Source organism: bacterium, from assembly GCA_035454885.1.
In the GTDB taxonomy this organism is placed as follows: domain Bacteria; phylum UBA10199; class UBA10199; order JACPAL01.
Genome location: DATIGE010000006.1, coordinates 40,745 through 61,785, shown reverse-complemented (window position 1 = coordinate 61,785; position 21,041 = coordinate 40,745). Strand labels below are relative to the sequence as shown.

Annotated in this window: 16 protein-coding genes; 4 read left to right on the top strand and 12 right to left on the bottom strand. The window is 63.3% G+C overall.

Translation table 11 applies throughout. From position 1 onward, the window contains the following. The 3 genes from VLJ37_01830 to coaBC (VLJ37_01820) form a co-directional block, all read right to left on the bottom strand. On the bottom strand, nucleotides 1-2,336 hold a 2,336-nt coding region (locus VLJ37_01830), incomplete at its 3' end, for a choice-of-anchor Q domain-containing protein (protein ID HSA58409.1). An 88-nt stretch (nucleotides 2,337-2,424) separates the two neighbouring features. After that, complete coding sequence (coaBC, locus tag VLJ37_01825) at nucleotides 2,425-3,099, bottom strand: bifunctional phosphopantothenoylcysteine decarboxylase/phosphopantothenate--cysteine ligase CoaBC (protein HSA58408.1); 675 nt, start codon at nucleotides 3,097-3,099, stop codon at nucleotides 2,425-2,427. After that, complete coding sequence (coaBC, locus tag VLJ37_01820) at nucleotides 3,096-3,656, bottom strand: bifunctional phosphopantothenoylcysteine decarboxylase/phosphopantothenate--cysteine ligase CoaBC (protein ID HSA58407.1); 561 nt, start codon at nucleotides 3,654-3,656, stop codon at nucleotides 3,096-3,098. Before coaBC (VLJ37_01820) ends, coaBC (VLJ37_01825) begins: the two co-directional genes overlap by 4 nt. A 26-nt stretch (nucleotides 3,657-3,682) precedes the next feature. Here coaBC (VLJ37_01820) and amrA point away from each other — a divergent pair, with 26 nt between their 5' ends. Beyond that, complete coding sequence (gene amrA, locus VLJ37_01815; protein ID HSA58406.1) at nucleotides 3,683-4,231, top strand: AmmeMemoRadiSam system protein A; 549 nt, start codon at nucleotides 3,683-3,685, stop codon at nucleotides 4,229-4,231. Continuing rightward, a complete protein-coding gene (locus tag VLJ37_01810) occupies nucleotides 4,228-4,848 on the top strand; it encodes a phosphatase PAP2 family protein (protein HSA58405.1) in 621 nt (206 codons plus the stop codon). The genes amrA and VLJ37_01810 overlap by 4 nt, the downstream gene beginning before the upstream one ends. On the opposite strand, the gene VLJ37_01805 is transcribed toward VLJ37_01810, so the two are convergent. The 4 genes from VLJ37_01805 to coaD all read right to left on the bottom strand — a co-directional run bounded on the left by VLJ37_01805 (nucleotide 4,814) and on the right by coaD (nucleotide 9,069). After that, nucleotides 4,814-5,806 (bottom strand): tagatose 1,6-diphosphate aldolase, encoded by a 993-nt coding sequence (locus VLJ37_01805; GenBank protein HSA58404.1) that lies wholly within the window; start codon nucleotides 5,804-5,806, stop codon nucleotides 4,814-4,816. The two genes, VLJ37_01810 and VLJ37_01805, sit on opposite strands and share 35 nt — an antisense overlap. 68 nt (nucleotides 5,807-5,874) lie before the next feature. Further along, nucleotides 5,875-7,095, bottom strand: a complete 1,221-nt coding sequence (locus VLJ37_01800) for a hypothetical protein (protein ID HSA58403.1) — start codon at nucleotides 7,093-7,095, stop codon at nucleotides 5,875-5,877. A gap of 251 nt (nucleotides 7,096-7,346) precedes the next feature. Then, the gene (locus tag VLJ37_01795; GenBank protein HSA58402.1) at nucleotides 7,347-8,546 is read right to left on the bottom strand and encodes a pyridoxal phosphate-dependent aminotransferase; all 1,200 of its coding nucleotides are present in this window, start codon (nucleotides 8,544-8,546) and stop codon (nucleotides 7,347-7,349) included. Nucleotides 8,547-8,580: 34 nt separating this feature from the next. Beyond that, complete coding sequence (coaD, locus tag VLJ37_01790; GenBank protein HSA58401.1) at nucleotides 8,581-9,069, bottom strand: pantetheine-phosphate adenylyltransferase; 489 nt, start codon at nucleotides 9,067-9,069, stop codon at nucleotides 8,581-8,583. A 140-nt stretch (nucleotides 9,070-9,209) separates the two neighbouring features. Here coaD and VLJ37_01785 point away from each other — a divergent pair, with 140 nt between their 5' ends. Next, nucleotides 9,210-9,833 (top strand): hypothetical protein, encoded by a 624-nt coding sequence (locus tag VLJ37_01785; GenBank protein HSA58400.1) that lies wholly within the window; start codon nucleotides 9,210-9,212, stop codon nucleotides 9,831-9,833. Nucleotides 9,834-9,893: 60 nt separating this feature from the next. Here VLJ37_01785 and VLJ37_01780 read toward each other — a convergent pair whose 3' ends face one another. The 4 genes from VLJ37_01780 to VLJ37_01765 all read right to left on the bottom strand — a co-directional run bounded on the left by VLJ37_01780 (nucleotide 9,894) and on the right by VLJ37_01765 (nucleotide 16,098). Continuing rightward, complete coding sequence (locus VLJ37_01780; GenBank protein HSA58399.1) at nucleotides 9,894-10,355, bottom strand: hypothetical protein; 462 nt, start codon at nucleotides 10,353-10,355, stop codon at nucleotides 9,894-9,896. A 95-nt stretch (nucleotides 10,356-10,450) separates the two neighbouring features. Next, nucleotides 10,451-11,026 carry a 16S rRNA (guanine(966)-N(2))-methyltransferase RsmD gene (gene rsmD, locus VLJ37_01775; GenBank protein ID HSA58398.1) on the bottom strand — a complete coding sequence of 192 codons (576 nt, stop codon included), beginning with the start codon at nucleotides 11,024-11,026 and terminating at the stop codon, nucleotides 10,451-10,453. A 49-nt stretch (nucleotides 11,027-11,075) separates the two neighbouring features. After that, complete coding sequence (locus VLJ37_01770; GenBank protein HSA58397.1) at nucleotides 11,076-12,272, bottom strand: hypothetical protein; 1,197 nt, start codon at nucleotides 12,270-12,272, stop codon at nucleotides 11,076-11,078. Nucleotides 12,273-12,282: 10 nt separating this feature from the next. Continuing rightward, on the bottom strand, nucleotides 12,283-16,098 hold the full coding sequence (locus tag VLJ37_01765; protein HSA58396.1) for a hypothetical protein: 3,816 nt from the start codon (nucleotides 16,096-16,098) through the stop codon (nucleotides 12,283-12,285). A 173-nt stretch (nucleotides 16,099-16,271) separates the two neighbouring features. On the opposite strand from VLJ37_01765, the gene VLJ37_01760 reads away from it, so the two are divergent. Next, nucleotides 16,272-16,742 carry a hypothetical protein gene (locus VLJ37_01760; GenBank protein ID HSA58395.1) on the top strand — a complete coding sequence of 157 codons (471 nt, stop codon included), beginning with the start codon at nucleotides 16,272-16,274 and terminating at the stop codon, nucleotides 16,740-16,742. Nucleotides 16,743-16,781: 39 nt separating this feature from the next. On the opposite strand, the gene VLJ37_01755 is transcribed toward VLJ37_01760, so the two are convergent. Continuing rightward, entirely contained in the window at nucleotides 16,782-20,813 is a 4,032-nt protein-coding gene (locus VLJ37_01755; protein ID HSA58394.1) for a hypothetical protein, read from the bottom strand. Between the last annotated feature and the right edge of the window lie 228 nt (nucleotides 20,814-21,041).

Genomic DNA, 21,041 nt, shown 5'->3' with positions numbered 1-21,041 from the left:
CACCCGGCGGGATTGCCGGCGTCGATGGCGGGGCTGCCGGTGTTGGGCTCGTGGGTTTGAGTCGGGCCTCCGTTGTCGGCCAGGGCGCCGAGGTCGGGGTTGACGCCGGGCTGGTCTCCGGCGCCGGTCAGGCCGCAGGTGCTGTCGCTGTCCAGGTTGTAGCCGAAGGAGGTGAGGGGGGCGATGCAGTCACCGCCCGTGTTGTCGGCGATGATCGAGTTTTTGGTCGTCAGGGTGCCTGCGGGATTGAAGATACCCCCGCCTGCGGCGGCCGAATTCCCGAAGATCGTGGCGTTGAAGAGGCCGCCGCCGTTGGGGGCGTAGACGCCTCCCCCGTTGACGATCGCCGTATTGCCGCTGACCGTCGCGTTGACGATCTCAGCCGGAGCGCCGGGATTATAGATCCCTCCTCCATCCAGATCCGACGCATTGCCGCTGACGACGCTTTCGACCATCGTCAGGGCGGTCAGACCATTGAAGATCCCCCCTCCGGGTGCTCCGGTTCCCGCGCGGACCACGTTATCGGAGATGGAGGACTCGAAGACTGACATCTCGCCCCCGGAGGCGAGATAGATTCCTCCTCCCGCGGAATCCGCGGTGTTGCGGCTGATGCTGGTTCGGGTGACGGTGAGCGTCCCCGTCCCGCCGCTGGTGCAGAAAAGGCCTCCTCCGGGGCCGCCGCTTGCCGCTGTGACCGTATTGTCGTCAATGAATGTCCCCGTCACCGAGGCAACCCCGCTGCCGGCGCTGTAGAAGACGCCGCCGCCGGGTCCGGAGGACGTGTTGCGGCTGAAACTTCCTCCCGAAAGGGTCATGTCTCCGCTCGCCATGGAGGCGAAAAGGCCGCCGCCGGGTCCGCCGGCGTTGTCGTCGTCGAGCGTGACGTTGGTCAGCGAGGCGTCGCCGCCGCCGGAAGAGTAGAAGATGCCGCCACCGGGCGCGGCGGTAGCCGTATTGCGGCTGGCGCTTCCCCCCGACATCGTCAGATCGCCGCTGCCTGTGGAGGCGAAGAGGCCGCCGCCGGGTCCGCCGGCGTTGTCGTCGTCGAGCGTGACGTTCGTCATCGAGATGTCGCCGCCGCCGGTGGAGTAGAAGATGCCGCCTCCGGACCCTCCGGTGACGGTGTCGCGGCTGGCGCTCCCGCCGGACATCGTCAAGGAACCGCTCGTGACACTGAGGAAAAGGCCCGCCCCCGATGAGCCGGCGTTGTTGTCGTCAAAGGTGCTGTCGGTCAGCGTCGTGTCGCTCGTGTTTCCGGCGGCGTAGAAGACGCCGGCCCCGGATCCGGCGGCCGTGTTGCGGTCGACGCTGGTCCCCGACATCGTCAAGGGGCTGTTGTCGCCTAAGGCGGCGAAAAGGGCTCCCCCGGATCCTCCGACGTTGTTGTCGTCCAGCGTGCTGTTCGTGATCGCCACGGTACTGTCGTTGCCGGTGGCGAAGAAGAGACCACCTCCGGAACCGCCAGCCGTGTTACGGTCGGCGCTGCACCCTGACAGGGTAAGGGCGGACGGGCCTCCGTTGGCGATAAAGAGGGCGCCTCCGGATCCGGCGGCCGTGTTGTCATCCAGATGGCAGTCGGTCGCGGTCACAATACCGCGGGCGTTGGCCAAGAAAAGTCCGCCTCCGGATCCGCCGGCCGTGTTGTTGGTGAATTGGCTTCGAACCAGCGTCAGATTGGACGGGGAGCCGTGGGCGATGAAGAGGGCGCCTCCGGATCCGGCGGCCGTGTCCGTATCGAAGACGCAATCCGTGATCTGAACGGAGCCGGTCGACGCGCTGAAGATGGCGCCACCGGATGAAGCGGCGGACGTATTGTTTGAAATCGCGCAATCGGCCAGGTTCAAGACCCCCGTGCCCTGCATGTAAATGGCGCCTCCGGGGCCCCCGCCCGTCGCCGAGCCGTTCTGGAGCGTGACGCCGGAGATGCGGATCGCCGGATTGCTTCCGTCCGGTCCGACATCGAAGATTCGGTCAATGCCGCCTCCATCGATGATGGAAGTTCCGGCGCCCAGGCCCACAATCTCAAGATCGTCGACGACGACGTCAAAATCGCCGTCGGTGGCGTCGGGAACGCCCGTGTCCGGAATCGCGATGGTGATCGTGCCGGAGGGGAGGACGATCGTATCGGTCCCGAAACCCGCGGCGCAGGCGTCCTCGCCGGCGTTCGAGTCGGTGTTGGCCGAGATGATCGCCTCGCGGAGCGTGCAGTCGGAGTCGTCGGACAGCGTGTCGGCGGTTGTCGTGACCGTGATGGTGGCGGCTTCCGCCAGCGGCGAATAGGCGAAAGAAAGAAGGGCTGCGAGACCCAGTCCTCCGAAAAACCTTGTGGTTGTCATGGAGATTCCCCCTCTGAGTGAATGATTTTTTCGTGGTTGCGTGGCGATTATTGCCAGATCTGTTTTGGGCTGACAACGAAAAAACCGATTAATCTTCACCAGATGGCGATTTCTTGTCACCAAATGAATACGCCAAGAAACCCAGGATTTTCCTCGCCATCGCCTTCTTGGACATGCTCTTGAGGTGAAGGGCCCCGCCCGCGGCGGAGAGGAGAAGGGCCTCGTTTCGCTCGCCCTCGAACCCGGCGCCCGGTCGTCCCACGCGGTTGGCGACGATCGCGTCCAGATTCTTTTCGCGCAGTTTATTCCGGGCGTAGGCCTCCACGCGGTGCGTTTCGGCGGCGAAGCCGACGAGGATCTGCCCCGGTTTTTTCCGCCGCCCGAGCTCCGCCAGAATGTCCTTCGTGCGGACGAGCGTGAGGGAGAGGGGCTTGCCGGTCTTCTTGAGCTTCTTCTTGGAGAAGGAGGCGGGCCGGTAGTCCGAGACGGCGGCGCACATGAGGATCAGGGCGGCGCGACGTGCTTCCTTGAGGACGGCTCGGTACATCTCCTCCGCCGAAGTCACGGCGACGACCTTGACCGGCGGCGGGGCAATCGAAACCGGACCGGTCACGAGCGTCACGGTCGCTCCGCGAAGACGCGCCTCCTCGGCCAGGGCGTAGCCCATCTTTCCGGAAGATGGATTGGAGAGAAACCGGACCGGGTCGAAGAACTCCCGCGTGGGACCGGCCGTGACCAAGACACGCAGATTTTCGAATTTCATTTGGCGCGGAGTTTTCGGACCTTCAAAGCCTTTTCGGCCTCGGCGATGAGGACGTCGGCGTCGGGGAGGCGTCCCTTGCCCGTGTATCCGCAGGCCAGGAAGCCGGCATCGGGCTCGACGAAGAGAACGCCGTGCCGCTTGAGATTGGCGACGTTCTCCCGGGTGATCGGGTTCTCCCACATGTGGACGTTCATCGCGGGGGCGAGGAGAACGGGGGCGCGCGTCGCGCAGATCACGGTCGTGAGCAGGTCGTCGCAGAGGCCATGCGCCACCTTGGCGAGCACGTCCGCCGTCGCGGGGGCGACGAAAACGAGGTCCGCCTTGTCCGCGAGGGCGATGTGGCCGATTTCCTGTTCCTGGGTGAGGCTGAAGAGGTCGGTGTGCACCGGATGCCCGCTCAAGGCCTGGAAGGTCAAGGGCGTCACGAACTGTTGGGCCCCCTTGGTCAGGATGACATGGACCTCCGCTCCGCTCTCGACCAAACGCCTCGTCAACTCGCAGGCCTTGTAGGCGGCGATGCCGCCCGTCACCCCTAAGACCACTGTCTTTTCTTTCAACATCAGATTAATCTATCAGCAGCTTGATGCTGACGGAACAAGAAAAAGCGGAGCTTCTCCGCCTGGCCCGGTTGGCCCTCGAGACCTATGTGAAGGAGCGCCGCTTCTTGCCTGCCGAGCCCGTGAATCCGGGCTTGCTTGAGGTCGGCGGGGCCTTCGTCACTCTCGAGAGGGACGGGGAACTGCGGGGATGCATCGGTCACTTGACTGCGGACCGGCCGATCGCACGCGTCGTCCAGGATATGGCGATCGCGGCGGCGACCCAGGATCCGCGATTTCCCCCCGTGACCACGGACGAAGTTCAGCGGCTGACGCTCGAAATTTCGGCCCTGTCCTCTTTCCGGACGGTGACGGACGTCGGGGAAATCCGGGTCGGCCGGCACGGACTCATCATTTCCGACGGACGCCGCCGGGGCCTTCTCCTGCCGCAGGTCGCCGAGCGCGAGGGGTGGGATGCGGAGACCTTTCTCGCGGCCACCTGCCGCAAGGCGGGCCTCCCCCTCGACGCCTGGAAGCGCGGGGCGACGATTGAAATCTTTACAGCGGACGTCTTCTCTGAAAAACAATCCGGATGACCCTTCGCGACCGCCTGACGAAGAACGCGCTCTTCTTCGGCATTCTCGTTTACTACATGGTCGGCTATTTCCTGTTGAACGAATTCACGGGACGCCGCGGGGAATTCTACCGTCTCGATCTCCCGTTCGAAAGTTCCATCCCGTTGCTGCCCGCCCTGATCTTCGCCTATTTGCTGGAATTCGTCTTTTTCGCCATCGCCTATCTCATGGTCGACGACCTGGCCTTTTTCAAAAAGATCGTCCTTTCGGTTTTTGTCTGTGTGACGCTCCACTTCGTGATCTTTCTCGTCTTTCCCGTGGAATACCGCTTGCGCCCCGTGGTGGACGCGGATCGGGGCTGGGCCTATCTGCTCGTGGATTTCTACTACTGGATGGACCTGCCGTATAACTGCTTTCCGTCCCTGCACGTCTCCAACGTCGTCCTGGTCTCGTTCTTCATGGAAAGGTTCAAGAAGGGGATGGGGTGGCTCTTGCATCCGCTCGCCGCGCTCGTCGCCGTGTCCGTCGTCCTGGTGAAACAGCATTACATCGCGGACGTCGTTGCGGGCTTCTTCGTGGGGTGGTTCGTTTACCGGCAGGTTTTCATAGATGCCAAGGTCGCGCGCCCTGTTCGATGACCTTGTTCAATGCCTGGATGTTCTGCACGCCCCGGTCGCTGAGCCAGTCCTCCAGCGCCTTCACGCCGGACTTCGCGTAGACGGGGATGCCTTCCTTCCACGTCGCTCGCCCGCAGAGGACGCCGTTGTACGCGACCCCCGCCTCGGCGGCGAGTTCCAGGCTCTCGCGGAATTCATCATCCGAGACGCCCGCGGAGAGATAGATGAAGGGCTTCTTCGTCGCCGCGGCGGCCGAGCGGAAGAGGTCCATCGCCTGCCCGCGGTCGTAGGCCGCCTCGCCTCCCTTGTTGGAACGGGCCCCCTTCACGAACTTCATGTTGACCGGGACCTCCACCTTGAGGACGTCGACGTTGTACCGGGGCTTGGAGTACTCTTCCATGCTCAATCGGACGATCTCCGGCTTTTTCTTGGCGAATTCGATCCCCTTCTCGTCCTCATTGCCCGTCGGATAGCCTACGAACTCGAGGAAAAAGGGGATGTCATGATGCGCGCATTCGGCCCCGATCCGCTCCACCCAGGCATGCTTGACGGCGTTCACCTTCGCGTCCTCGAAAGGCGTGTAGTAAAGGAGGATCTTGATCGCGTTCGCCCCCTCCGCGACGGACTTCGAAACCGTCCACGTGGGGATCAAGAGGGGAATGCGGCCGGGCGTCGTCTGGTCGTAGCCCGTCGATTCGTAGGCGAGGAGGAGCCCGCAGCCCTTCGCACGGGCCTTGGCGGCGGGCAGACCGAACTCGGGGTCGAGGAGGATCGCGCTCGCGTGCGGCGTGAGCACCTTGGTCACCGCGGTCTTGAACTCCTCCATCATCGCCTGTGTGATCTGCGAAGGATCGACGTTCTTTTCCTTGGCGATCGACTTTTTGAGCGATCCGCGCTGGTCCATCGCCGCGGCGGCGATGACTCCTTTCGGTGTGGAGAGTTTCTGAAGGTGAGCCCTTTTGTTGGCGGAGATGGCCATGTGCGACCCCTTTCGTGAAGGTCGGAGCTAGGAGATCCGGGCTCAAAAAGCAAGAAGATCGCGTCAGGCTACTTGGGAACCGGGACGGATTTCGCGGCGGGCTTTGTTTCGGGGGCGGCGCCGCGGAACATGGCGGCGGTTTCCAGCGCCGGAGCGGCGGCGACGACTTCAAACGAACCAACGAGTTTCACCGTCTTTCCCGCGAGAGAGACTTGGTACTTGCCCGGCGCGAATCCGGGCAAGATGTGAAAGGCCGCCTCCGCCTGCGGGATTTCCTTGCCCGATGCATCCTTGTCCGTGCCGATCACGACGATGCCGATCTCCATCGCGTCCTTCGTGTCGGGATTCAGATCTCCCTGATGGGCCTTGTTGTCATAGAAGTAATCGTTCAGGAACGGCGCCCCCGGGGGGAGACGGTGCGGGTCGCAGTTCGGGTTCTGAGCCGGGTCTCCGCAGTCCTTGAGGATTTCGAGAACCGGTTGTTCGGATGGGTCGAAACCCGAGTTGAAGGTCGCGCCCAGGATGGGCGTCACCGCGGGTTGGGTCTCGCTCACGGCGGCAAGGTCGGAGGCGGGGGGCGGCACGGCTGCGACCGACTTGGGGACGAGCGAGAGCCCCGCGAAACCGGCTGGGATTTGCATGGCCTCCCTCCAAGCGGATTCGCCCTCGTCGCCTACGATGATTTTTTGCGCTTCCGGAGTGGTGTTCCCGGCGGGCTTGATGAGTTCGTCCGGGGGAGAAACGATGGTTCCTTCGCGCGGTACGGCGTCGCCCTTGACGTCCTTGGAAGAAGAGGGGGGGGCGGGCGGTAGCGAGGCCACCTGCTTTTCGGTCCTACCGGTGGCCGGCGTCTTGGGGGCGGGTGAAGTGACGGTCCGCCCCGAGGATGCGGAACTGGAAGAAGACGGAGACACCGCCGTCGCCGGTAGGGCCGGAAAGGTACCGAAACTTCCGGAGGAGGAGGTCACTCCGGGTCCGGCGGCGCCGGTCTGGGACGCGACGGGACCGGCCGGTGGTACGGGTGCCGGAGCGGAGGCGAACGCCGCGGGAGACCCCGACGGGGCCGCGCCGGTTGGCGCCTCGGTATTGAAAGGGCGGCGAGGCATCCTCCGGAGCGGCCGGGGCTCGGGGAGGTTCCCCAGGGCGATGTCCCTCTCTAAACGGTCCAATTCGTCGTCCTCCCGGTCGCGGTCCCCGGGGGCCTCCTGGAGGACATATTCCTCTTCCTTTTCCGATGGGGCGCCGTCCGGCGGCGGGCCTTTGCGGCCGGGCAGGGTGCCGGAGTCCATCGGGAGAATCACCTCGGTGGAAGGGCCGCCCGGCGGCGGCAATGAATCTGCATTCTCTTGATCTTGCTCATTAATTTCAGATTTTGCCTCAACCGAAGGGCGCTTGGATTTTGAATCGGGATTATGGACGATGAGATAGGTGGCGGCGGCACCGGCGCCCAAGAAGATAAGCCAAAGCCAGAATTTCACCGGCGTTCCCCCCGCACTTGAAAAAACTAGGATAGCACAAGGTTATCGGAGGACGGGAGGGATTAAGTTGTGAGGGCGGCCAAGGCCTTTTCGATCCGTTCCAGGCCTTTTTCGATCTTGGCCATCGAGGTCGCGTAGGAGAGGCGGATGAACCCGTCGGCACCGAAGCCGGAACCGGGGACCACGGCGACCAGGGCCTTCTCCAAGAGGTAGGCCGCCAAGTCGTCCGATCCTTGAATGACCTTTCCGCCGTATTTCCTACCGAAGTAGGCCGAGACGTTCGGAAAGACGTAAAAGGCCCCCTGGGGGTTGAAGCAGGTGACCCCCGGGATTGCGTTGAACCTCTTGACGATGACGTCGCGTCGCTTCTTGAATTCCGCGACCCACGTCTTCAAAAACTCGTGCGAGCCGTTGAGGGCCTCGACGCAGGCCCATTGCGTGATCGACGTGATGTTGGACGTGACCTGCCCCTGGATCTTCGCCATCGCGTCGATGATGTCGCGCGGGCCGACGGCGTAACCCATCCGCCAGCCGGTCATCGAGTACACCTTGGAGGCGCCGTTGACCGTCAGCGTGATCTCCTTGATCCGGTCGTTCAGGCTTGCGATGCTCGTGAACTCGAATCCGTCGTAGACGATCTTTTCGTAGATCTCGTCCGAGACGCAGAAGACGTTCTTTTTGACCAGGATCTCGGCGATCGCCTCGAGATTCTTCCTCGGATAGGCCCCGCCCGTCGGGTTGGACGGGCTGTTCAGGATGAACGCCTTGGTCTTGGGCGTGATCGCCTTTTCCAAGACTTCGGGACGCAGGCAAAATCCGTCTTTCTCTTCCGTTTGGACGACGACCGGCTTGGCGTCGTTCAAGAGGACCTGGTCGGGATAGCTGACCCAATAGGGCGCCGGAATGATGACCTCGTCGCCGGCCTCGAAAAGCGCCTGGGCGATGTTGTAGAGGACGTGCTTGCCGCCCGCCGAAACGATCACGTCCTCCCGCGTGTAATGGAGGTTGTTGTCGCGCTTGAGTTTGGCGACGACGGCGTCCTTGAGCTCGATGATGCCGGCGACCGGCGTGTACTTGGTCTTGCCCGCGTCGATCGCCTTGATGGCGGCGAGCTTGACGTGGTCCGGCGTGTCGAAGTCCGGCTCTCCGGCGCCGAAGCTGACGACGTCGATGCCCTCGGCGATCATCTTCTTGGCCTTGCTGTCGATCGCCAGGGTGGGGCTGGGTTTGATGCGTTGGACTCTTTGGGTAAGACGCGACATAGCATTCCCGTGTACGGGCGGGGTGACCCCGCCCCTACATCTTTTTGAATTTTTCCTTCAACTTTTTTTCAACGACCGGAGCGACCATCCCCTTGCCCGGACCGCCCAGGTGGATGATCTCCTTCGAGAGGCTCGAGCTGATGTGCGAGAACTGGGCCTCCGTCATCATGAAGACGGTCTCGATCTCCGGCGCGATCTGCTTGTTCGCCAGCGCCATCTGGAACTCGTACTCGTAGTCTTGGATCGTTCGGAGCCCTCTAAAGATCACCTGGGCCTTCTTCGCCCGGGCGTAATCGACCAGGAGTTTGTCCTCAAAGGAATCGACCTCGACGCCCTTCAGACCCTTGGTGAGCTCCTTCAACAGTTCGATCCGTTCGGCGGTGCTGAAGATCGATTTTTTCTGGGAATTCACCGCCACGGCGACGACGACCTTGTCGAAGAGCTTGAGACCCCGCTCGATGATGTTCAAGTGGCCTTCAGTGGGAGGGTCGAAGGACCCCGGACAGACGGCGGTGATGGGCATGTCAAGATGTCTAGGATGCCTGTTCCACGGCGGGCAAGGGATTTTTGGCCGTCCAGTAAAATGGGCACTTATTTCCGTCTGGCCCATTTCTGCGCGCGACAAATGGTTCCGCCGCCGATAATGGGGTTGAGGAGAGCGATATGACCCTCCATCGCTTGTATGCTTCGACGATACGCACGGCTTTTCTCGGCGGTCTTTCGATCGCGACGGCTTCCTGCGGCAAGGCGGACCCGACCCCGCCGACGGATGAGTTCGAAAACGCGGCCCCGTCTCCCGGTCCGTCCGAACTTCGACCCGACCTTCCTTCGGATCGGACGGTGGCGGAGCTCTATCGACTCACGGGTTCGCCCGGCGTTCAGGGGATCATGGCGCTCTTTCATGCCAGTTGGTGCGAACCCTGCAAGATCGTGGAGACGCCGGAGTATCAGAGGGCCATAAGAGAATTTAACGAGGCTCAATCCGAGATTCGCGTGGTGACCCTTCGGGTCGACAATGAAGCAGACCCTCTCGTCGATCCCTTTTGGGATATCGTGGGGCCCGTCCCCGTCCAGGTCACTCACATCAAGACGGGGGAGGAAGAGATCGTCGAGGATTCGATCATCCCTTCGGCCCTGCTCGTTTATGTTCCCTCCGGGAAATACGCGCGGAGCATGAAGATACCGCCGAACCCTGAAACCGTGGAACCTTGGGCCCGCAGAGGCTTCCGTCACCCTGAAAGATTCGAAAAATCGTTTCCTCGTATCGCAGAGTTGAAGCCAAAATAAGAAAGCCCCCTCCCCATACACTAATGAGAGGGGGCTTTCTTGGTTCCCTATGCTCCGCGATTAATCGTCGATCCCGCACAAGGGATCATTATTGGGGCAATTGATGACGATGTCCGGCTTGCCGCAGAAGGTCTCGCCGTTGTCGCCCCACTTGCAGATCTGGCCCTGAGGACAGGCAGGGGTGCAGAGCGCCGTCTCACTGGGGGCCGCCCCGACGAGGACGTCAGCCCTGTCCGGGGTGTCGGAGTCTTCGATGCCGCACAAGGGATCGTTGTCCGGACAATTGATGACGATATCGGGCTTGCCGCAGAAAGTCTGGCCGTTGTCGCCCCACTTGCAGATCTCGCCCTGACCGCACGCGGGGGTGCAGACCGCCGAGCCCTGGGTTCCGCCGACGGTTACGAATCTCGCCGTCCGGTGCTCCTGACGGTGCACTCGGCGGTATTCCTGGGTTCGACCCAGAGAGGGGAGGAGCAGCGCTCCCCCCATGACGACGATCACCAACAGAACAAGTTTTTTCATACGAACCTCCTTGCGAGGGTATAAAGCAAGGGGCATGCCAGTGGATTTTATTGGGGAAAATCGACTTTATCTCTCACGAAGTGGAGGATTTGTCATCATAGTTTAGGAAAGATGTCTGCAGAAGTGTCTACTAAAAAAGACACGATCGTCTGCCCGTATTCCCTTCGATCCCTCACCGTCATCCCGGTGATCTCCCCGATCGTCTCCCGAGGCGAGTGTTCGACGATGACCTTGCCGCCCTCGGCCAAGAGGCCCAACTCCGCGATTCTCCGGAGGGAAGGATTCACGAGATCCTTGTCGTAGGGCGGGTCGACGAAGATGAGGTCGAAGGACGCGATGCGGCTCCGCTTGGCCACCGTCCGCAGGTCTTCCGGAAGTTTCGTCCTCAGGATCGTCGCCCGGTCATTGAACACGCAGAGGTCCAGATTTTTCTTGATCACGCCCAAGGCCTCGGGCGCGGCGTCCAGGAACACGCAGTGCCTCGCCCCGCGCGAGAGGGCCTCGATGCCGATCGAACCCGTGCCGGCGAAGACATCCAGGACGGTCAGGCCCGAGACGTCATAGAGGATGTTGAAGATCGCGCCCTTCACCTTGTCCAGGGCGGGGCGGATGGTATGCGACTTGGGTCCGGCCAGGGCCCTGCCTTTGGCAATTCCGGCGATCACGCGCATCTAGCTTCCTTTACTCGCCGTAGCGAGCGCTGTCCCGCGGGAAGCGGGATTATTTGACCACGCGAACTGCGACCGTTCGCGTCTTGGTCTCGGAAGGTTCCGGCGGGTTCGCGGACATGCGCCCACGGGAGACGCCCCGGGCCATGAGGTCATCCATGACGATCCCCGTCAGTTCCGGATCTCCCGTCAGCTCGACCTGGTTTTTCTTATCGCCCTTCAGGAGATCCACGACGCGGTCGAGGGTAGTCTCGGATTTGCGGTCGACTTTGGATCGGCCTTTTTGGAAGGAGATCGTTTCCGAAAGGAGGGTTTCCTCCGACTTCTTCTCCTGGGGGATGTTCCGGAAGGTCAGGCCGGCGACGATCCGGAAATCGCCTCCGCCCACGCCGGATCCGACCCCGCTGCCGCCGGCGAACTCGATGCTCAATCCCTCGAAAACCCTTTGCCGCAGACCGGCCAACCATTCGAGAGGGGAGGTCCTCTCCCGCGGATTGCCGAGGACCAGGGCGCCGTCCGCCTCCGCGATCAGATCCATGGAGCCGAAGGGAAGGGACCAGGAGAATCCGGCGCCGTAGGTCGCCATGTCGTCGATCTCAAGATCGGCCACTTGGGTCCTTGGAATCACCCGGTAGCCCCCGTTGAGGATCAGGGTGACGGGACCGATCTTCTTGTCGACCACCAGTTTTGCCTCCTCGGTGACGTTCGAGGACCCGGTGAACCTCTCCGTGCTGCCGGTGGGAAAGGTGGTGATGGAGACGAGGGCGATCCCCGGCCGGAGGCCGGAATCCTTGAGGAGCGCGAGCTTTGTCTCGAGGCCGATGTCCCCGAGGGCCGCGGTCGTGAAGGGCTCGCCGGTTTCGAAATGTTCCCCCTGCTCGAAATAAACGGTGGGAAGGCTCAGCCCCACCTGAAAGAAATCGGTGAGACCGACCGATCCGACGAAAAGATTCGTGAAATATTGGTCGACGACCTTGACGGAATCCGCCGTCAGGGGGTTCGTGACCTTCAGCACCCCTTGCGACGTATCGGAGATCGATCCCAGGGAGAATTTCCACCGGCCCAACGACCGGGAACCGTGCAGGTTCAAGTGGCCGCTCCCGTCGGCCGGCGGACGGAAGAGGCGCAGGTCGAAACCGGAAAGGCCGGTGGTTTCTCCCCGGGAGACCCCGGGGAGAAGAAGGAACGTCAAAAAAAGGAGCGGGAAGAACCTCAGGCGGACTTTGGCCGTGCCGGCGAAAGCATGCATGGTGAGAGGTCTATTCCATGGCAGGCAGCCCCAGCAAATCCAAAATGGGGTCCGTGGGCGCGCCGGTGGAGGGGAGCCGCAGGGTTGGGTCGAAGTCCATCGGGGGGATTTGCGGGACGGAGACGTCGACCCCGTGCTCGACCGGACTTTTGGCCCCGCTGATCAGGCCGGGGAATCGTCCGGTCAGGTCCGCGCCTTGCCCGGCCTGGACTTGGTCCGCCATGGCAATGCGGCTCGCGAGGTAGTTCTGGAACTGGTTGTAGAGGGCGACCGGATCGCGCTCGAGGGAGGCTCGGTAATGCCAGGAGATCGATCCTCCGATCGGCATGGAGACGGCCGGATCGCGGGGCGCTCTTTGGAGGGCCTCTTGCACGGCCTCCTGGAACCGGATTTCCGCCGATTGAAGCGCGGCGCGGGCCTCATCGCGACGTTCGGTCGCCTCCTGTAGGTCGCGCGCCCCGCTTTGGCCTATGCCCCGACCGCCCGTGAGGCTGTACAAGGACTCCCGTGCATCCTCGTGCTCGACGAGATCGGCGATGAGGCGGGCCTCTTCGCCGTCATCAGCCGCCGGATCCTCCCGGATGTCTTGGATGCGCGCCCAAGCCTCCGGGTGACGTTCGAGGAGGCCGTCGAGGGTTTCCGCCGTTTCGGCGGCCTCGCTCTGGGCTTCGACGAAGGCGCGGCCTTCGGGAAGGATTTGGGAAAACTGGAACAGGAGCAGGTCGCCGAAGGCTTCCGTGACGTTCCGGACATCGCCTCTCGATTCAAGGACGTCGCCCCGGGCGATGGTTTCGTCCAGGGCGTGCATGGCCCTGGCCAGGGCGTCGCGTGCGCCGTCGCCCGCCTCTGCCGTCGCGCGCGTCCGGCGCCAATGTCCGATCCCCTTGATCACCAGGCATTCGAGGACCACGCTCGCCGCCATCGTAACGGGATGGGGCGTCTTGAGCCCCCGCGCCAATCGCGCGAAGCCGGCCAGTTCCGCCGTGCCCGCGGCACCGGCCAGGGCGACGCGCGACGTGCCCATGGCGGTCAGCATGCTGCCCCCGGTCCACGCGGTTTCCTCCAGGCGGATCCGTCCCGAACCGAGGATCTCCGTAGCCAGAATGGCGCCCAACAGACCTCCGCCCTTGATCGCAAACCCCTTGGCGCCCGCGTGTTCGGCGCGGAACGCGGCTCGATTGAGGGTGACGGCTTCGCCCTGGCGGACGAGCAATCGGTTGTCGAAGAGCGCGACGGCGCCTCGGCTCGCCGTTTCTCCCGCCGCCGTGCCGAGCGACAAGCCGAGATAGGTCCGGGCCAGATGTCCGTAAGTGTCGAGGTGCGCCCATCGGCCGCCCTCGCCCAGCATGAGGTCGGATACGGCGTCGCCGACGGCGAAAACGCCGCCATGGACGGCGTGGCGGCCGGGTCGCGACGTCTGCATTCTCTCAAGCCAGCCCAATCGGACGACCGGTGGCGGCGCGGCGTCCGAGGCGTTCGCTTGAGGACGATCGACGCCGGCGGCCTTCATGTCGTCCGCGATTTTTCCGGCGCGGTCCATGGCGAGTCGGATGACCTCGGGCGAGCTGCCCGTGGGAATCTCGACCGCCGGCGTGATCGTGGTGGAGAGGGGGATGATGCGTTGGAAGAAACCTTCGGGCGGCGTCGCGTCCAGGGGAAGGGTGATGTCGATCACCCGTCCGGTCGCGGCGTCGACGCGCGACCAGACGTTCCAGCGTTCGACCTGGGCGACCGAAGAGATGCTTTCGACGCGCGAAATCCGGCACGGCTCGATCTCGATCCCGTGAGCCATGCGGATCACCTCCGACAGGTCGCTTCTGGCCGCATCGGTCAATGGTTCGCCCTGCACATGGACCGATCCGTCCTGGATGACATAGGGACGGCCGTCGTAGAGGCCGCCTGTCAGCGCGGGCACCTTCACGACCATGTGGTGTTCGACGTTTTGAAAGATGCGGTTGAAGTGGGTGGCGAGATGGTCCGAGATGCGCGCGACGTCCGCGTCGGTCAGTTCGGCGCCCTCGCTCGTTGTTCCGCGAACGGCGAAATAGACCTCGTCGCCGCCCTGGGTTCCCGTCAACACCTCCACGCCGTGGTACTCGTAACCCCGAGCCAGGATGTCCATGGTGAGCCGGTGCATCGAGTCGCCCGGGTCCGCCGCGTGCTCGCGGTTGTGGCCCCAATAGTCGCGGTATTCGGCCATCTGGATGAAGAACCGTTCGCCTTGAAATGCGCGCTCCACGATCTGAGGGAAGAGCTCCAGACGGAACACGCCGGGAAAACGATGCTGCTCGAGCGAGCGCGCGTAGCCGTCCGACAGAAAGCCGGCGATGGACCGGGGCAGCGATTCGGGAGGTCTCGCCTCCGGATTGTCCAGAAAACCGATCGCCTCCCGAATGCGATCGCGCGCCCCGTCGCCGTTGCCCGATGAGGCCTCGCGGGCCGCTTGAGCGAGGTAGCCATCCAGATCGATGCGCTGGCGGATCAGGTGGCCGGTCTCGTGGGCGGGCCTGGGCAGGCGGCCGGCTTCAATGTCCGCGAGCGCGAGCGGCGTCCTCGGCGCTCCGCGTTCGGGCGCCTCCATCGCGGGCACGTCCCGCGGCGCGGTGCCGGGCGCCAGGCGCGCGGGTGTCCGAAGCAGCGGCGCCGGACGCGCGCCGGCCGGACGGGCGAAATCGACGGCGCCTCCCTTGGCGATGCCGCCCTTGCCGCGGGCTGCGGACTCGGTGCCGGCCAAGCCTTCAAGAAGGGCGATGAGGCGGAGGTCCGCGTCGCCCGGGCGGACGTCGGAAACGCGCAGGTCCAGCGACCGGTGCCCCGCGCTGAGGCCCAGGTGGGAGCGGCTGCGCAAAAGCCAGCGCCTCCCCGGCAGGTCGCTCGTGCGGACGTCTTTTCCGCCGAGCTGCCGCGAAATCTCCTCCGGGAGGGCCTGGTCGTGCTTGAGAAAGTCATAGACCCGGCCCTCGACCTCCCGATGGAACTCTTCGACGCGGCCCTCGGGCACGCCGCCGATGACCGTATTCGTTCCCCACAACCCCAATCCCCGCGCCCCGCCGCCCCACTCGGCGGCGACATCCCGGGCCGTGCCGTTGATCAGGAGCTTGACCGCCGTGCCGGTGCGGTAGGTCGCGTCGTGCTTGTTGACGCCCGCGAGATTGAAACCCAGCATGATACCTTCGAGGCGGATGGTTTCCTGGGCCGGACGTCCGGCCTCCGCGTGTCGGCGGGCCGCATCGTATAGGGAACCGAGCCACGCCTCGATCGTGGCGTATTCGTTCAGCCCGTCGCGCGTATGGACGCGATGGACCATTTCGGCGGCCTTTCCATAATCCTCGGCCAAGCCGGCGGCGTCCTCGAGCAGGCCCGCCATTTCCGCCGGGTCCGGGGAGGCACCGGCCGACTCCAAGAGCGCACGGAGATCCCGGACGGCCTCGAGGCCCCGCCGGTAGGTGGCGTCGTATTCGTTCGTGATCTCAATCCCGCCAGGCCGCGCATTGAGGGTGACGATGGATTGCGGCGGCAAGGCCGTCTGTCTTTGATCCGGAGGGAGAGAGAGTTCGCGGGAGCGGATCAGGTCCACAATCAGGGACGGAGGAAGGAGGGGGGGCGTGCGGTCGGAAGGACGGAGCGCTTGGAACAGGCGCGGGGCTTTGAAGAAGGCCTGTCCCAACGCCAGCCATCTACCGGACACGGCGGACCCGGCCGGCGAGGACTCGGTCATCGAACCGTGGTTTTCCTCTGTTGGCCCCTCGTTCCCGAGGTGTTCCGCGATCAATTTGGAAATGGTCCTGACGATCATGGCGGAAGAAATGAGCAATCGGCATGCCATGCGGCGAAGGTTAAAATATATTTAATATCAATATGTTATATGCCAAATGGAATTCAAAGTGGGGAAAGTATTGATTACTTTTGATGTCCACGATCCAATAAGTGTCCAGTATTTATGACAGGTCTCCGGAGGACGGGGCCCATGAAGGCTTTTCCGAGCAACTTTTGATCCGGATGAGCGAAAGGAATGCCGTCATGCTGACGCGATTTCTCTCGATCTCCCTGCTGTCCCTTTCCTCGTCGCTCCTGGGCGTTGCGTGCAACCGCCCGAGCGAGGTGGGCGAGTCCGGCGCCTCCGCCTCATCGTCCGCCGTTCTTACGATTCCCGACCCCGCCCATCAGTGGGACAGCTTGATTTCCGGAAATCCCGGCCTACCTCCCTCCGTTTCCGCGCTGCTTCGGAATGGGGCGGATGAAGAGGCGTTGGCCCGGAATCCCAGGGTTTCCCTAGAGGAACATTTGCCCGCCACCGTCAGCCAGGCGCGACATCAGCGTCTGGCGTTGGAGCACTATCGTCAAGCCTTGGAACTGTTGGTGAATGACTATCCGGCCGTGCAAAAGAGGATCCGTCAAAAAACGGCGGTTTTGTCCCTTTCCTTGGAGTCTTTGGACGACCTCAACAGACGCCTTTTCCCCCCACGATAGGATTTACAATCGTTTCTCGATAATTTTCTCGTTTGAAGCTTAGCGGCGCGGGATCAGCGCGGAGGGGGCGTTTCCGAAGATCAACCGAGTGACGGGGCGTCCATTGAGCATGGCGACGGGCCGTGTCGGACGACTCGTGACCGCATCGGTGGCGATGACGTCGCTATTCGTTTGCAGCGGTCCGATGGTTTCGTCCGGGAAAACCGTCAGGGCGACGTCGGCCGGTTGAGGCCGCGGCGAAATGGGCCGGAGGTGGCCCTGAGCATCCAATTCGAACAAGGGGGTCGGTGTCCCGTAGTCGTTTTCCAGATTCAAGTCCCGGGCCCAACTCGGCGTCCCCGAGGACGAGGAAATCATGACGACACGCGGGTCCGAGGAGGCCGTCAATGGGAGGCCGAACGGATTGAAGCCGGGCTCGGGCGAAGGCCGAAAGAAGAAATTCGTCGGATCGAAACCCAGCTCGTTAAGGGGCGCGACGGGTGTGGGGTCCAGGACCAGCCGGTAAGCCGGCGGAGGAGGCGGGGATGGGTAATGGGGGTCGCCGCCCTGCGCCTGGACCTGATCGGCATAGAGGACGCGGGAGGCCAGATAACCCTGCTCCGGATGAAAAAATTGGTTGTAGAGCGCGACCGGGTCGCTTCTCAGGCCGGCGGCAAGGCTTGCGGAGCTCTGATAAAGACTTACGGGGTCCGGCGTCATCGGGGCCGATTCGAGACGCCTCCGGACCATGTCTCGAAACAAGGGCTCGGCACGGGTCAAGTCGTTTTGGGCCGTTTCCAGTTTGCCGACGATGATGCCCAGTTTATTGTGCGGCAGGCTCGAATCGTAGCCGCTCCTTGTGTCGAAGGGGTTGCTGGCAAACCGGTCGTGCATCCTTTCCTCGTGACGCCTTAAGATCGCTATCTCTTGGTTCGGCTGGCGCTGGATCTCCTCGCGTATCTCGGGATAATCCTGAAGGAACGCGTTCAATTCGCCCCGCGCGCCTTGAAGGTCGGATTGGGCCGACACGAAGTCCCGCCCTTCCTCCGTTTGTTGGCCAAACTGGAAGACCATGAGTTGGCAGACGGCGTCATTGAGCTCCCGGACGGCCGTTTGATGGCGCCGTAGCTCCGCTTCATTGACGGAGCCGTCCTCGTTTGTGAGGGTGTTGTGAGCGATCATTTCGTCGAGGGCGTGCATCCGGCTTCCGACGGTCGCGCGCAGATCCCTCTCCGCCTCGGCCCGGTCCCGATTGGCCCAATAAATTTCATTGACCGCGAGGCCGACCGCCTCGATGGCCAAAACGCCGACGGCGGTCCAAGGAGACCGGAGGGCGGCGGCGCGGGCAGGGGCGGAAAGCACTCCGGCGTACTCCAAGCCGTAAAGGGTTCCGTACGTAAGACCTCGCGCGGCCAATGTGGAGGCCGTCATGCCGACCAGGGTGCGCCCCGTCTGTGTGGCGTTCAGTTGCCCATGGCCGAGTTCCATCATGAGAACGGCCCCAAGCATTCCGGCGCCATGAACGCCGACTCCTCGAAGACCCGAGAGTTCGGTTCTCATCGCCGCCTGGTTGAAAAAGCGTTGTCCCGTTTCCGGATTTCGGACGAAGAGTTCCCCACTTCGCGCGAGAAGAGAGGCCCTGGCCCCCGTCTCACCCACCGCCGTTCCCGCGGCCATGAGGCCGTAATCGGGGGCCATCTGGAGATAAAATGAAGGATTGGCGAACTGTGAATGCCCCGTCAGGAGGTGGACGCTTCCCTGGGTGATGACGCTGGCCAACCCGAACATTCCGGCGTTCATCTGGACGCGTCCTCCGCGCGTGGCCTGGAGCCTCTCGATCCATCCGAGACGGACCTGATTGTCGAGAGGGGCGGCCCGGTCGGCCCGGGGGGCGCGCGGATCGACGACCACGCCCGTTCCGTCGGGGCTCAGCCGCGGAGCGGCAGCCTGCGCATCGGAGACGTGATTCGGGCGGTTGATGCCCATGCTCTTCATTTCGTTCGCCATGCGGTCGGTCCGCTCGATCGCCATTTGAATGACTTCGGGCGGGCTTCCGGCGGGCACCTCCACCATCGGCGTCAAGGTGATGTCATAGGGGCTGTGGCCCGGTACGAAACCCGGAGGGGGCGTCGTTCCCGGCGGCAGGTTGATATAGATCGGCCGTCCGGCTTCGCTGACGCGAAAATAGCCGTTCCAACGCTCCACCTGCGCGACGTTGGCGATGCTGTCAACTCCGCGGATCTCGGACGGCTCGATGCGGATGCCGTGGGCCTCTTGAACGACGCTGATGAATTCCCCGCGTTGGGCGTCGGTCAGCGGCTCACCGTCGATGTGCACGATCCGTTCGGTGCGGCCATCCACCGTCCGGCTTTCGATGGCGTAACCACGGCCGTCGAAAAACCCTCCGGGAAGCGGAGGAACCTTGTGAACGGAGTGATGGGTCACATTCGGGAAGATGCGCCGGGCGTTCGTGCTGATGTAATCCGAGGCGCGCGCCAGGTCGGCGTCCGAAAGCCGGGTGCCCGGCGGTTCGATCAGGCCGATCCTGATTTCGTCGCCCTTCAGCGAGGCGTAGACCTCCAGGCCGTGGTATTCGTGTCCGGCGATCGTGATGTCCAGGGTTCGCCGAAGCATCGTATCCCGCGCGTCGGGCGCATGGTCCATGCTGTGGCCGAACATGTCCCGGATTTCGACCTGTTGGATGAACACGCGCCGTCCTCCGGCGATTTCGTGCAAAAGTTGAGGGAAGAATTCGGGACGGAGGATCCCCTCGAAACGGTAGTGCTCCAGCGAAATATCGCGTCCATGCTCCAAGTGGGACTCGACGCTCACGGCGGGCTGGCGCGGCTCCGGGTTGTCCATGAATTGAAGGGCTTGGTCGATGAGTTCGTGGGTGCGTGTGACATCGCCCCCGTTTGCCGGAACGGACCCCGCAGCTTGACTGACGAGGCTGGTCAGTTGGGTCTGATGGCCGATCGAATGGCCCGCGTCGTGGCCCGGTCTTGGATTGACGTCCGCCGCCGTGGCCTCCTGTGGCGCCTGGCCCCTCGGCTGGGGCGGCAGCGCGGGGATGTCCGCCAGGTCGGTCCCCGCAGGGATGATCCTCGGGCTCCGGGCCAAGGGACGCTCGGCGCGCGCGCGGGACGGGCTATTCGCCGGCACGACGTCGGTAAACGTCTCGCGGCCCAACCTTTTGGCTTCCGCCTCGGCGGCCGCCATTTCCTTCAAAGCCTGAGTAACGCGCTGGTCGGCCCGGATGGGTTGGACGTCTTCGGCCGGAATATCCACGGAGGCGTGGCCGGTTGTGAGACCCATGTTCCGCGGATTTCCGACGAGCCAATCCCTCCCGGCCAGATCGTTCGTGTTTAAGTGTTGCAGACCCATGGAGCGTACGATGTCCTCCGGCAATGGCTGATTCGTCCGGAAGAAATTCAAAACGCGGGTGCGCAGTGCCTGATGATAGGCCGAGGTCTGGTCCGCGGAAACGCCCACGACCGCGAGATTGGTCCCCCAGAGACCGAGGACCCGTGTCCCGCTCCAACGGGATTCGGAGGCCATCGCGCGCGCCTCATGCTCCATCATCAGTTTCACGGCGGTCCCAAGACGTTGCGAGGTGTCGTGTTTGTTGATCCCCGCCAGGCCGAAGCCCAGCATCACGCCTTCGAGACGGATGGACTCGGTCGAGGTTTGGGAGGGGTCGGAATACGGTTGAGACCTGCGATCGGCATAGAGGAGGTTCAACCAGTTTTCGATCGTCGAATAGTCGTTCAGTCCGTTTTGGGTGTGGACATCTTGAATCATTCTGGCGGTTCGGCCGAACTGATCGAGGTGAGGTGCGATCTCGTCAAGGATGCGGCTAATCTCGGCGGGGTCGTTGGAGGCCCGCGCGGCCGTCAGACGGCTTCGAATGTCCGCGAGCGACTCCCGGCCCAGTTGATACTCCCGGTCATATTGGTTGGAAATCTCCAGAAGACCGTTCCGGTCGTTTAAGGTGACGACCGAATTGGGGGAGGGTGCTTGGAAGGACTGGCGGTCCCGCGGCCAGGACACCAGGGGTGCATTGATCAGGGCCTCGATAATGGAAGGGGGCAAGGCCAAAGGGCTGCGACGTACAGGTCCATCCGTACTTTGCGGATCGACGAAGATCTGGGCTCGCGCCGGGCTCATGACGGGTAACGGGTGCAAGGCGCAGAGCATCGGGGGGAGGCAGTTCGTGCCTCCGCCGGTCGCCATGGCATCTGAGACACCCGTGTCGTTGGCCGGCGGAACCGACACGAGGGGGTCGGGACCACCGTCCTGAGGGAAAACGGAAGACAGGGG

Bases quoted from the DNA above. Each gene is read 5' to 3' on its own strand.
- coaBC (HSA58408.1), bottom strand. From the start codon at position 3,099: ATGAAATTCGAAAATCTGCGTGTCTTGGTCACGGCCGGTCCCACGCGG.
- amrA (HSA58406.1), top strand. From the start codon at position 3,683: ATGCTGACGGAACAAGAAAAAGCGGAGCTTCTCCGCCTGGCCCGGTTG.
- VLJ37_01810 (HSA58405.1), top strand. From the start codon at position 4,228: ATGACCCTTCGCGACCGCCTGACGAAGAACGCGCTCTTCTTCGGCATT.
- VLJ37_01805 (HSA58404.1), bottom strand. From the start codon at position 5,806: ATGGCCATCTCCGCCAACAAAAGGGCTCACCTTCAGAAACTCTCCACA.
- VLJ37_01800 (HSA58403.1), bottom strand. From the start codon at position 7,095: ATGGACTCCGGCACCCTGCCCGGCCGCAAAGGCCCGCCGCCGGACGGC.
- VLJ37_01795 (HSA58402.1), bottom strand. From the start codon at position 8,546: ATGTCGCGTCTTACCCAAAGAGTCCAACGCATCAAACCCAGCCCCACC.
- coaD (HSA58401.1), bottom strand. From the start codon at position 9,069: ATGCCCATCACCGCCGTCTGTCCGGGGTCCTTCGACCCTCCCACTGAA.
- VLJ37_01785 (HSA58400.1), top strand. From the start codon at position 9,210: ATGACCCTCCATCGCTTGTATGCTTCGACGATACGCACGGCTTTTCTC.
- VLJ37_01780 (HSA58399.1), bottom strand. From the start codon at position 10,355: ATGAAAAAACTTGTTCTGTTGGTGATCGTCGTCATGGGGGGAGCGCTG.
- rsmD (HSA58398.1), bottom strand. From the start codon at position 11,026: ATGCGCGTGATCGCCGGAATTGCCAAAGGCAGGGCCCTGGCCGGACCC.
- VLJ37_01770 (HSA58397.1), bottom strand. From the start codon at position 12,272: ATGCATGCTTTCGCCGGCACGGCCAAAGTCCGCCTGAGGTTCTTCCCG.
- VLJ37_01765 (HSA58396.1), bottom strand. From the start codon at position 16,098: ATGGCATGCCGATTGCTCATTTCTTCCGCCATGATCGTCAGGACCATT.
- VLJ37_01760 (HSA58395.1), top strand. From the start codon at position 16,272: ATGAGCGAAAGGAATGCCGTCATGCTGACGCGATTTCTCTCGATCTCC.